Here is an 11831-nt window from a genome sequence, read left to right as displayed (position 1 = left end):
GTTATTACGATGAAAACAAAATATATACTAAAAGGATTAATAGCCACATTATTACTGGCATTTGCAATCACAAGTTGTGATAGTTATAATGAGCAACTGTTAGACGGAATTGGAAATACAAGAGAGTTTTCCCCAATTGGTCTTACAGCAAAAGTTAGAAATCAAACAACAGTCGAGTTAAACTGGACGACAAAAGAAGAGGCAGATCATTATGTTGTAGAATTTAGTGCAGATGATTCTGAATTCAAAACAATCTATAAAACTGTTGAGGTAACTCCTGCTCAATTGCCTGTTTCGGTAGCTTTAGAAGGTGAAACCACGTATTCAATAAGAATAAAATCAGTTAGCGCTTCAGGATTGGCAGATTCTAAATGGTCTGTTACAACAGCAACAACCTTATCAGAACAACTTTTTTTACCTGTACAGCCAATTGATATAGAAGCCAAACAAGTTACTTTAAGATGGACGCCAAATAGTAATGTAACGCAAATTACCGTTGCTCCGGGTGGTATTACACATGCAATAACACCAGCAGAAAAAACGGCAGGGGTTGCAATTGTAACCGGATTAACTGCAGAAACTGCTTATACGGCTACTTTGCTTAACGGTGCGAAAAAGAGAGGTGTTGCTACATTTACAACCGGAATCGATATTGGAACCGGTATTTTAGTTAAAGTTACTGATGACTTAATGCAAAAAATCGCTGATGCCGCATCTGGTGCAATATTAGTTTTAGAGCCAGGTGATTATACAGCGGCAAATCAAATAGGAGCAATTACTGTAAATAAAGCAATTACATTAAGAGGATTGCGCAGTTATGACAAACCTAAACTTCATGTGAATTTTGTATTAACTAACGGAGCCGCTAATATTAGTTTAATCGATCTGGATTTAAAAGGCGATAAAGGAGCTGCGGGAGCTGCGGTTTCAGTTATTAAATACAATGACAACAGTATTACATACGGTTCACTTTTAATAAGTGGTTCTAATATACATGATTATGGTATATCATTAATCAGTGCAAATTTAACCGCTGCTAAAATCACTTCCGTAATAGTTGAGAATACTATTGTGACAAATGTATTAACAACTGGTGGAGAATTTATAGATGTCAGAGGTTCTCAAATAGCACAATTAACCCTTAAAAATAGTACTTTTAATAATTGTGCAACAGCAAGATATTTTATCCGTATGGATGCCGGTCTTACAGGCTTAACTACCAATATATTAATTGATAGCTGTACGATCTCAAACCCAAATATGTTAGGTACTGCCGCTAATTCAATTTTATATACGCGTTTTGTTACCAATGTTATAGCTGTTAGAAATACATTGTTTGCAAATACACCTGCACCATATACAAGAGAAGCTGTTACGGCAAATCCAACTTTTGCAAGTAATAATTATTATAATTCGCCAAATCTAATTGCTAACCCAAATGCACTTGCCAATAACAGACCAGATACATCTGGAACTGCATTAGATCCGCAATTTGTGGGTGCAGCAACAGGTAATTTTACAATTAAAAATCAAACATTAATAGACAACAAAGTGGGAGATCCACGCTGGAGATATAGTTCTTTTTTAAGTTTTTAATTAAAAAAAGGGATGCAAAATTTTGCATCCCTTTTTTTGTTATAATTATCCACAAACTGAAGACTGAAAGCTGCTACTGAAAACTTTTCTAACTTATTCAATATCCAAATCAAATTTTTCAAGCAAACCCGCAAGTGCAGCTTGAGAAACTCTGGTTCTCTTAATTTTATTTTCAGATGGATCAAAAGCATAATTTCTTGAAGAACGAAAATCAGTTTTCTCTAAAATACAATCCTGGAAAGTCGCATTGGCAAGATCACAGTTTTTAAAAAGAGACAGAGACAAATCAGTATTTGAAAAATCAACATCTTTTAGAGAGCAGTCAATGAAGTTTGTTTTCTTTAATTTTTTATAAATAAAAGTCGAATAATCAAGTAGACAATCCTGAAAAGACATTGAAAATAAAAAACTATTACTCGCGCTAAAATCAAGTCCCATTAATTTACAACCAATAAATTTAATGTTTTTTAATCCGGTACTTTTAAGTGTAGAAAGCGAAAGATTGCAATTTTTAAAAGTACAATCTAAAAAGTCAATATAACTAAAATCACTTTTCGAGAAATTACAATTGATAAATTCACAGTTTATAAATTCATTATCAGATAATTTTTGATCCGAATAATCGATAGTGTCAAAAGTTTTGTTTTGATGCAATGCAGTATCCATAATATTTTGTTGATGTTGAAAAGTGTTTTTGAAAAGCGAATTTATTCTAATTCGATACAATCGAAAATTTCATTTTGAAGAGCTATTTCGTTTATTTCGTCTTCGCTTTCAATTCTTAAAATATTATCACAATCCTCAAGATCAAAATTCCAAACAGCATTTGGCAGTAATTCCCCAATCAATACATTTGCGAAATCTAATTTTGATTTTGAATCAACAGAAGTTTTAAAAACATAAATCATAATTTGCTTTTTTTACGGTACAAATTTCAACAAATGCTTTTGGAGTAAATAGGATTTTATAAGCAATAATTAGGACTTATCAATCATTTTCCGATATTGAATAGGCGTAATTCCTTCATGTTTTTTAAAGAATCGGCTAAAGTAAGAATGATCCTCGTGTCCTACCTGCATTGCTATTTCGCTGATAGAAAGAGTAGTTTGAAACAGTAAATACTTTGCTTCAAGTAAAATGGTTTCATCAATCCATTTAGTAGCAGGTTTGCCCGTGGTAGATTTTACCGATTTGTTTAAATGATTAGGCGTAACATTTAATAACGAAGCATAATAATTTACTTCATGATTTATTTTTATATGAGCTAAAATTAGCTCTTTAAACTTCGATGAAAGAACAGCAGAAGCATTTCCTGTTTTAGCAATTTTGACATTGTTTTTATTCATTTCAAAAAACAAAGCCATCAAATAGGATTGTACAATATTAAAATTGGTAATTCCAGGTTCAATATATGCAGCTTGTAACCGAATAAAAAGATTGGTTATAAAAACAGCATTACTTTCTGAAAGGCTAATCTTCGGATTTCCTCCAATCTTCAGGAAATCAAAATCATTTAACATTTCGGTATTACCATATTTTCCAATTAAAACCTCAGGATGAAACTGGCAAATAAAACCAACATGTTTTGTATTGATATGTTCGATTGCAAAAATCTGACCTGCCGGAACTATAATCATTTCATTTGCCTTGCTTCGGTATTCTTCAAAACCAATTTTTATGATATGCGTTCCTGATGTTAAAAAAAGAATAGTATGACAACTGTGTTTTGAAGGCGGAACAGCATATTGAAGCTGCATCATTTCTTCCATCTTTAAACAAAAAAAATGATCAGAATTTGATTTGAAAAGTAATTGCATAGGATTTTCCGGACCAAGAAATTTTTCACGAAATCCCTTTGCTCCATATGTTTTTACGTTTTCAGATGTCTTTGCCGTCATAATTAATAATACAATCTAAAATCGAGTAATTTGCACAAAGCATAATGTTTTTGATACAACTCTTCTACAACTTCTGTAATATCATCATTATCCTGATAAAGGCTAAAAAAAGCTTTGTCGATTGTACTGGAACTTGCAATTTTATTATATGTTGAACCATAACCGGAAATGGCACGGGCACCAGTTATATCAAGAAAATATTGAGCTTCATCATTATTTAAATCCAATACTTTAAGATTAGCAAAATGAATAATTTTGCCTTTCATTTTGCCTTCAAAAAGTTCCGCTATTTCTTCAAGACTATAATAATAATCGTGAAGGCAAATATTATTTGCTTCGCCTGGCATAACCAAATAGATAATTTCATAATCTTTAAAATTATGATCTTCATAAAGCAATACATTCAGGCTTTCTTCGAGACCTTCAATGGTATCGCAGGTTTTATAAATACTGGAAATTCCCTGGTCAATTGCAATTTCTTCTAAGTTCTTTACCGCTAGAGTTGCCGTGTCGTTGTCTACGTCCGGAACACCTTCGAGGCAGAAGATGAATTTTTCGTAATCCATACATTATATTTTCTGGTTGTAATAAGTCGTTGTTTTTCCTTTCTAACAAAAGTATTTTTTATTGTCGAAAAACAACTATCCAAAAAGTATTTTAACGCATTTTTTGACATTATGGAAAAATCCTAATTACCATAATCTTGTCATTCCGACGAAGGAAGAATCTCATCAAGAAATTTCATAAAGAAAAGTGATTCTTTTTAAACTTAGCAATTACCATAATCTTGTCATTCCGACGAAGGAGGAATCTCATCAAGAAACTCCATAAAGAAAAGCGATTATTTTTAGATTTAGCAATTACCATAATCTGTCATTCCCGACGAAGGAGGAATCTTCGCAAGAAACTCCGTAAGAAAGTAATTCTTTGTCGATTCAGCACATGAGATTCCTCCTTTGTCGGAATTGTAAAGGTTTGTAGTAATTAATTTTCAATTCGTTTAAAATATAAATTACTTCCAAAAATAATTGCTCCCATTACAAACGGAACAAAATGAGAAATTTGCCAAAAAAGTTCTTTTCCTGTTTTTAATCCATCATTTGACGTATCGTAGATTCCAATTCCAATAAAGAAAAGGGAAATGGCAAACAGACAAAATTGAATTTTATAATTGATCCTTATCATTTAAGTTTTCTTCTAAATGTAAGTAAAATTACATAATAATAATAATTAATCAGCTCTATTTAAAACCAATAATCTTTGCCACCATTTTGGAGATTCTTCGTGTAAAGTTTCAGCGTAGTTAATTAATTTAGATTCTCTTTTATTTCCGCATGCGGCACAAAAAGAAGCCTTAGGAGTTCTGTAAGGTTTAGAACAACTTTCGCATTCAGAACCGTAAAGTTCTATGCGATGATGCATAATTGCGTTAGGATTGTTTATTTCAAATCCTGTCAGATCTTTATAATAGTCAAGTAAATCTTTGAAACGTATTTTTCTGGTCATACTGCATTTACCTTTCTCAAAACCATCACGATAGAGTTTAGACGCAACTTTATATTCCTCTTCATTAAGCATAGGAACTTCCATTTTACAACGCCAACACCAAAGGTTTTTCATAGTTTTAAATTTTCAGGTTTAAATGTGTAACGATTTATGATTTTTGAGCTAATGTTTAGCTAATTTATGACACTTTATTAAGAATAGTTTACGGTTTCTCGTAATCTGAAACAAAAATCGTTATTTTAACATTTATAACACTACGTATAAATACCTGTTTTTTTAGAATAAAATTTAAATCTAAAAAAATATAAAAGCAGTTTAGATTTTAGGCTAATTATTTCAACACATAGAAACATAGATTTTTTATACCTAAAAAAGGCGTGTTAGTATCTATGTTATTAAGTTAAGCTTTTTAGAAAATAAAATTAATCTCGTAAAGGTGTTAGACCCAAAGCTCGAACGCAATCTTGTCATTTACGCAGGAGAAATTTCCGTGAGAAGCTCGACAAAGATTGGATTCACATCACGGAGTTACTTGTGGAGATTTCTCCTTCGTCGAAATGACATACTAAACGAAAACATTATTATGAAAATGATTGCCCTAGCCCCGATAGAAGTGAAAATCCTTTTGTGGCGGTCCCGAGGCTTCGGGAGCCACAAAAGATTGGAACGTCCCGAGGCTTCGGTAGCGGGATTAGCTCCTGAAAAAAAGATTTGGTTTTATCATAGAAATCGGATGACAATGCATGGCGATTTTGCGAGAGATTTGTTCGGCATAACATTATTGATTTTTTCTTGACTTAATGAAATTGAAATGGCTATTTGAAAGACATGTTTCTTTTTCTATAAAATCTATATTTCTATGTGATTAATAAATTATTTCAAATAATCTCATCAAGAGATTGGCGTAAAATTTCAACCGCATTTTTCATTTCAGCTTCGTTAAAATGTCCAAAACCCAAACGCGTGGCCGTAAGATTTTTAGTTTGATATAAAATCGTCTTCGGTAAAAATAAACCATTTATAGCACATTGTTTTTGCAGCCTTATCAAATTGAAATTATCCAGCCATTCCACCCAAATTGCCAAACCCCGAACCGGAACCTGAAATTTAATTTTCCCTTCCAGTTTTTCTTTCAGCAACAAAACAAAATAATCCCGGCGTTCTTTGTAAATCTTTTTATTTTTCTTAGAAAGACGATGTACTTCACCTTCCTTAATCCAATCGGTTAAAACCTGTTCCTTGATAACATCAATTCCCGGTTCAAGAATATTTTGGTGTTTTTCAAGTTCCTTTATAAATGCTGAAGGCGCTGCAATAAAACCATAACCAAAACCCGCCGGCAAAGACCTGCCAAATGACCCGATATAAACCACCCTTTCATTTGAATCTAAAGCGGCGAGAGGCAATACGGGATTGTTATCATAGTGGAAATCAAAATCATAATCATCCTCTATAATCACAAATCCGTAGCGATTAGCCAATTCTAAAATTTCCATACGTCTTTTAGCGCTCAGCGAAGTTGTTGTAGGATAATGATAATTTGAGGTCAGATACAAAATTCTGATTTGATGTTTCTCGCAAATTTGTTTGAGATCTTCCGTATTGATTCCGTCCTTATCAACCGGTATCGTGATAATTTGTGCGCCACTATCAGATAATGTCATGTTTGAAATATAATAACCCGGAGAAGCAACCACTACTTTATCGCCCGGCGAAATCAATAATTTGGTAACCAGATACAAACTAATTTCGTGACTATTTGTGGTGAGTAAATTTGAGGTCGAAATCCGAATTCCTCGTGTTACATTTAAAAAATTAGAAAATTGGGTTTTAAAATTCAAATGAGATGCTGTTTGAACTTGTTCCCATGTTTTAGTGCTTTTCTGGCTTTTTAGTTTTGAAACATAAAGCCTTGCGAGAACATCAGTTTGTACCAACCGTAAATCGGGTAAACCGTCGTTGAATTGATATGGTAAAGTGCTTATTTCTTTTGGATCTTCAAGAATCGTCGAATGTTTAAAGGTAAAAGCGGCACTTTGTGAACTATTTTTTTCTGCGGAAATATAATCGGTTTTCTTTTTTTCTTTTTTTTCTGATAAGATAAAAGTTCCCTTATTGGGTAAAATTTCGATCCAGCCTTGCAGTTCTAAATCCTGAAAAGCTTTAATCAAAGTGTTTCTGTTAATCTGTAATAATTTGCATAAAATGCGGGTTCCCGGAAGTTTTGTGCCTTCAGGAAGTAAACCTGTTTGTATCGCTTTTATAAACTCAAAAACAATTTGCAGATATAAAGCAGTTGCATCTTCGGGCTTAAGCTGAATGAAACTTTTAAAAGGAATTTGAACCGGACTATCCATTTTTGTAAAACTGGTATACATTAGTAGTACGGCAAGATACTACTTTTGCAAAAAAATAAAACAAATGACAAAACTTTATTTTGCAATACTGACTCTCTTAAGTCTTGGTTTACAAGCTCAGGTGCAAAAAGACACCATTAATATTGATGAAGTAATTATTCATGAAAATAGATTTAGCACGCCAATTTCTAAGAAAAACCGAAACGTTTATGTAATTGATAAAGCCACAATTGCAAAATTACCGGGACGATCTGTTCAGGAAATTCTGCAATATGCAAATGGCGTTGACTTAAGACAAAGAGGACCTTTTGGGAGTCAGGCTGACGTAAGTATTGACGGCGGAAGCTTTGAACAAACCGTTGTACTTTTAAACGGAAGTAAAATTATCGATTCTCAAACGGCGCACAATATGCTGAATCTGCCTATTCCGGTTGAGGTAATCGAAAGAATCGAAATAATTCGTGGTCCGGCAGCGATGACTTATGGAATCAATAGTTTGACCGGCGCGATTAATATTATTACTAAAAAACCAATGAAATCCGGAATTTTAGTAAATACGTATGCTGGTTCAAATTTTGAAAAAGATACACAAGATACCGGAGATACTTTTTATGGCAGCGGAATTCAGGTTGGCGGAGTTTTGAGCAAGGAAAAACAGCAACATTCGCTTTTTGCATCTCACGATAAAAGCAACGGATATCGTTACAATACCGCTTTTGAAAATAATAAAATATTTTATCAGGGAAATTATCAATTGAACGATAAAAACGAAATTTTAAGTTCATTTGGTTACATCAATAATGGTTTTGGCGCGAACGGATTTTATGCTGCTCCGGGCGATAAAAACTCAAGCGAAGTTGTACAGACTACTTTTGCAAATGTGCAATCGAAACATCAGTTATCTGAAAAATGGACGTTAATGCCCAGATTGAGCTACAGATATAATTATGACGATTACCGTTATTACGGAATTGCCAATCTTAAAGCGGGCAGAAGCCAGCATTATACCAACTCATTTGCGGCCGAAGTGAATACATCATATAAAATGGAAAACGGAGAACTTGGTTTTGGAGCCGAAGCAAGAAGCGAAGATATAAGTTCATCAAATATTGGCGATCATAATCGGGAGAATTACGGACTTTATATGCAATATAAAACCACTTTTATAGAGAAACTTGATGTGAATTTTGGCGCCTATTTAAATTATAATTCAGATTATAAATGGCAGGTTTATCCGGGATTTGACGCAAGTTACGCCATTACAGATGCTTTTAAAATCATCGGGAATATTGGAACAAGCCAACGTATTCCGTCGTTTACAGATTTATATTTAAACCAGCGTCCGGGAAATATTGGGAATCCTAATCTTGAAACCGAAAATGCTTTTCAAAGCGAAATTGGTTTCAAATACATCAAACGTAATTTTAATTTTAATGCGAATTATTTCTATAGAAAAATCAAGAATTTTATAGACTGGACAAGAAACGTAACCACAGAACCTTACCAAAGTAATAATTACGGAAACCTGAATACCAATGGTTTCAACTTGCGTACGAATTACAATGCTAATTTATCCAGCGAATCTAAACTGAATATTAGTCTTGCATATTCGTATTTAGATTTTGAATTTCAGGATGTTATTCCGGTAGTTTATTCAAAATATTCGGTTTCATCATTAGAACATCAAATAACGAATACAATCGATTTTCAGCATAAAAATTTTACGGCTTTATTTGCGACTCGTTTTAGTCAAAGAGTAACCGGACCATCATATTGGGTGAATGATTTTAGAGTAAGCCAATCTATTAAAAAATTTACCGTTTATGTTGATGCACAAAATATTTTCAATACAACATATTATGAAGTTGGCGCGGTTCCGCTTCCTTCAAGATGGTTTAGTTTAGGAGTAAAATTTGTAACTTTTTAAAGTTAAATCTAAGAACTTCTAAAATGATAATCTTAGAAATAAAATTATTGCAAATCAAATCTGTTTTTATCCGTGTTTTTTACGAAGTAAATCTGTTTTATCCGCGTCAAATTAGTCGCTGATTTTACTGATTCGCTAAAGCGAAAACGCTGATAAAAACGGATTTTTCCAATTAATTTCTCGGTAAAAGGGTTAAATAATTTCTAAATTAATGTTTTCCATTTTGAATATTAATAAAATATAAAAACGCCTTTAATCAGTTTAAGATTAAAGGCGTTTTTATATTTAGACACCATCTAATTGGCAGAAGAAAAAACAGGACTTCAATTTAATAATCAGTTATTTGTGATTGAGTTGTTGAAATTTGATACAATTTGGAACAACTAAAATCAATCTTTTTTTGTCTTTAAATAGTAGTTTTGACGTTAAACAAATTTAGTTTTTAAACCACTAAAAAGACGCAAAATGGTACATGAAAGAGTGATGGAGAAGTTGGGCATTTTAGCTGATGCCGCAAAATATGATGTGTCATGTTCCTCCGCTTTAAGCAATCGAAAAAATAAAGATAAAGGATTAGGCGACGCTAAAGGATATGGTATTTGCCACTCATTTACAGAAGATGGCCGATGTGTTTCTCTGCTAAAAATTTTACTGACAAATTATTGCATTTTTGACTGCGCATATTGTGTAAGCCGAAAAAGCAACGACATTAAACGCGCTGCTTTTACGGTTGAAGAGGTTGTTGATCTTACCATAGGATTTTACAGAAGAAATTATATTGAAGGACTTTTTTTAAGTTCCGGCATTTTTGATAACGCCGATTATACAATGGAACGTTTGGTTAGAATCGCAAAAAAATTAAGATTAGAACATAATTTTAATGGATATATTCACCTAAAAGCCATTCCCGGAGCAAGCGACGAATTGCTGAAGGAAGCTGGATTATATGCAGATCGTTTAAGTGTAAATGTCGAAATGCCAACAGAACAAAGTCTGAAATTACTGGCGCCTGATAAAAATCACAAAGATGTGATTAAACCAATGGAATACCTTAAAAATGCAATAGTAGGGTATAAAGAAGAAAAGAAACTCAATTATAAAGCACCGCTTTTTGCTCCCGCAGGTCAAAGTACACAAATGGTAATTGGTGCAACTAAGGAAAGTGATCTTGAAATTTTAGGCATGGCAAATTATTTTTACCAGCAAATGAATATGAAACGCGTGTATTATTCAGGATATGTGCCTATTAGCGATGATAACCGACTTCCGGCAATAGGAACGCCGGTTCCTATAATTCGCGAAAACCGTTTGTATCAGGCAGATTGGCTGATTCGCTATTACGGATTTAATGTAAATGAAATGGTAGGATTCAATCAGCCTAATCTTGATCTGGATATAGATCCTAAATTAGGATGGGCGTTGCGAAACCTGAATCAATTTCCGGTCGATATCAATACTGCTGATTTAGAACTCATAAAACGAATTCCCGGAATTGGTTTTTTAAGTGCCAATAAAATTGTGGCGGCACGACAATTTAAAAAACTAATGCCTCAGGATTTGCAAAAATTAGGAATTGCGTATTCGCGCGCCAAATATTTTCTGGCATTTGCGACTCCGTTTCAATTGCAGAAAGATTTAACTTCGATACAAATCAAAAGTCATATTTTAAACTCTCAAAAAAGCAAATATAAAAACGATTTCTCGAACCAACTTGCTTTATTTTAATCAAAATGACACAAGTAATTTACGACAGTACCTACGAAGGATGGCTCACAGCAGTATTTGAAATCTACGAATACAAATTGAATGATATTGTTTTTGTCAAAAATGAAGTCTCAGATTCGTTACTTTTTTCAACGACACATTTTACAGCAACAGATCCTGAAAAAGCAAAACGCGTTTTAAGTGGTTTACAGAAACGCCTTTCGGCAGAAGGGCTTTCGAATATTTACAAAGCTTTTATGTCAGAAGTAAAGCAGATTGACGAAACCATGTTTCAGTTTGTGAAATATGTACTCGCAAGTCCCATAAATATTGAAGGAGATTTAAGCAACGATGCGGTTTTAGGTATAAAAAAAGCCGCACGATTAACCGGAAAAGAAAGTCACCGAATGGAAGCTTTTGTCAGGTTCAAGTTAACCAAAGACGAATTGTATTATGCAGTTGTTGAGCCCGATTGTGATGTTTTGCCATTGATCGAAACTCATTTTAAAAACCGATACGCAGATCAGCGTTGGTTAATATATGATACAAAACGTAAATACGGAATTTATTATGATCTTGAAAATGTTCAAACCGTTCAGCTTCAATTTAATACAGAATCGAATTCATCAAAATTTTTAGCCGAAGTCTGCGATGAAGGCGAAGAACTTTTTCAGCATTTATGGAAACAATATTTTAGCAGTGTAAATATTGAATCAAGAAAAAATATGCGTGTTCATCTTCAGCATTTGCCAAAACGATATTGGAAACATTTGACAGAAAAAATTCCGACAATAAAAAGATGAAATTAAATAAAATTTTTTGAAAAAAAATACGCAAAGTCAA

General features: G+C 33.2%; 11 protein-coding genes. 4 read left to right on the top strand and 7 right to left on the bottom strand.

Annotated features, from left to right (window positions below; translation table 11 throughout):
* Positions 1-9 precede the first annotated feature (9 nt).
* On the top strand, positions 10-1596 hold the full coding sequence (locus ACHZDT_RS03490) for a DUF4957 domain-containing protein (protein WP_394773271.1): 1587 nt from the start codon (positions 10-12) through the stop codon (positions 1594-1596).
* A 93-nt stretch (positions 1597-1689) separates the two neighbouring features.
* On the opposite strand, the gene ACHZDT_RS03485 is transcribed toward ACHZDT_RS03490, so the two are convergent.
* The 7 genes from ACHZDT_RS03485 to ACHZDT_RS03455 all read right to left on the bottom strand — a co-directional run bounded on the left by ACHZDT_RS03485 (position 1690) and on the right by ACHZDT_RS03455 (position 7378).
* Entirely contained in the window at positions 1690-2262 is a 573-nt protein-coding gene (locus tag ACHZDT_RS03485; RefSeq protein WP_394773270.1) for a pentapeptide repeat-containing protein, read from the bottom strand.
* Positions 2263-2303: 41 nt separating this feature from the next.
* Entirely contained in the window at positions 2304-2504 is a 201-nt protein-coding gene (locus tag ACHZDT_RS03480) for a hypothetical protein (RefSeq protein WP_394773269.1), read from the bottom strand.
* Between the two features lie 69 nt (positions 2505-2573).
* Complete coding sequence (locus tag ACHZDT_RS03475) at positions 2574-3494, bottom strand: helix-turn-helix domain-containing protein (protein ID WP_394773268.1); 921 nt, start codon at positions 3492-3494, stop codon at positions 2574-2576.
* Between the two features lie 2 nt (positions 3495-3496).
* A complete protein-coding gene (locus ACHZDT_RS03470) occupies positions 3497-4060 on the bottom strand; it encodes a DUF6642 family protein (protein WP_394773267.1) in 564 nt (187 codons plus the stop codon).
* A 418-nt stretch (positions 4061-4478) separates the two neighbouring features.
* Positions 4479-4679 carry a hypothetical protein gene (locus tag ACHZDT_RS03465; protein ID WP_394773266.1) on the bottom strand — a complete coding sequence of 67 codons (201 nt, stop codon included), beginning with the start codon at positions 4677-4679 and terminating at the stop codon, positions 4479-4481.
* A gap of 45 nt (positions 4680-4724) precedes the next feature.
* Entirely contained in the window at positions 4725-5114 is a 390-nt protein-coding gene (locus ACHZDT_RS03460; protein ID WP_394773265.1) for a hypothetical protein, read from the bottom strand.
* 764 nt (positions 5115-5878) lie between these two features.
* On the bottom strand, positions 5879-7378 hold the full coding sequence (locus tag ACHZDT_RS03455; RefSeq protein WP_394773264.1) for a PLP-dependent aminotransferase family protein: 1500 nt from the start codon (positions 7376-7378) through the stop codon (positions 5879-5881).
* Positions 7379-7421: 43 nt separating this feature from the next.
* On the opposite strand from ACHZDT_RS03455, the gene ACHZDT_RS03450 reads away from it, so the two are divergent.
* From ACHZDT_RS03450 to ACHZDT_RS03440, 3 genes are all read left to right on the top strand, one after another.
* Positions 7422-9284: a TonB-dependent receptor plug domain-containing protein gene (locus ACHZDT_RS03450; protein WP_394773263.1), complete on the top strand. Its 1863-nt coding sequence runs from the start codon at positions 7422-7424 to the stop codon at positions 9282-9284.
* 465 nt (positions 9285-9749) lie between these two features.
* Positions 9750-11009, top strand: a complete 1260-nt coding sequence (locus tag ACHZDT_RS03445; RefSeq protein WP_394773262.1) for a putative DNA modification/repair radical SAM protein — start codon at positions 9750-9752, stop codon at positions 11007-11009.
* 5 nt (positions 11010-11014) lie between these two features.
* Positions 11015-11791: a TIGR03915 family putative DNA repair protein gene (locus tag ACHZDT_RS03440; protein WP_394773261.1), complete on the top strand. Its 777-nt coding sequence runs from the start codon at positions 11015-11017 to the stop codon at positions 11789-11791.
* Positions 11792-11831: the final 40 nt, after the last annotated feature.

Source organism: Flavobacterium sp. (assembly GCF_043722275.1).
Lineage (GTDB): Bacteria > Bacteroidota > Bacteroidia > Flavobacteriales > Flavobacteriaceae > Flavobacterium.
Note: the sequence above shows the minus strand (reverse complement) of the source record. Positions and strands in the feature narration are given on the sequence as shown.

Coding starts and splice junctions, on each gene's coding strand:
- ACHZDT_RS03465 (WP_394773266.1), bottom strand. CDS start 4,679: ATGATAAGGATCAATTATAAAATTCAATTTTGTCTGTTTGCCATTTCC.
- ACHZDT_RS03460 (WP_394773265.1), bottom strand. CDS start 5,114: ATGAAAAACCTTTGGTGTTGGCGTTGTAAAATGGAAGTTCCTATGCTT.
- ACHZDT_RS03440 (WP_394773261.1), top strand. CDS start 11,015: ATGACACAAGTAATTTACGACAGTACCTACGAAGGATGGCTCACAGCA.
- ACHZDT_RS03485 (WP_394773270.1), bottom strand. CDS start 2,262: ATGGATACTGCATTGCATCAAAACAAAACTTTTGACACTATCGATTAT.
- ACHZDT_RS03490 (WP_394773271.1), top strand. CDS start 10: ATGAAAACAAAATATATACTAAAAGGATTAATAGCCACATTATTACTG.
- ACHZDT_RS03450 (WP_394773263.1), top strand. CDS start 7,422: ATGACAAAACTTTATTTTGCAATACTGACTCTCTTAAGTCTTGGTTTA.
- ACHZDT_RS03470 (WP_394773267.1), bottom strand. CDS start 4,060: ATGGATTACGAAAAATTCATCTTCTGCCTCGAAGGTGTTCCGGACGTA.
- ACHZDT_RS03475 (WP_394773268.1), bottom strand. CDS start 3,494: ATGACGGCAAAGACATCTGAAAACGTAAAAACATATGGAGCAAAGGGA.
- ACHZDT_RS03455 (WP_394773264.1), bottom strand. CDS start 7,378: ATGTATACCAGTTTTACAAAAATGGATAGTCCGGTTCAAATTCCTTTT.
- ACHZDT_RS03480 (WP_394773269.1), bottom strand. CDS start 2,504: ATGATTTATGTTTTTAAAACTTCTGTTGATTCAAAATCAAAATTAGAT.
- ACHZDT_RS03445 (WP_394773262.1), top strand. CDS start 9,750: ATGGTACATGAAAGAGTGATGGAGAAGTTGGGCATTTTAGCTGATGCC.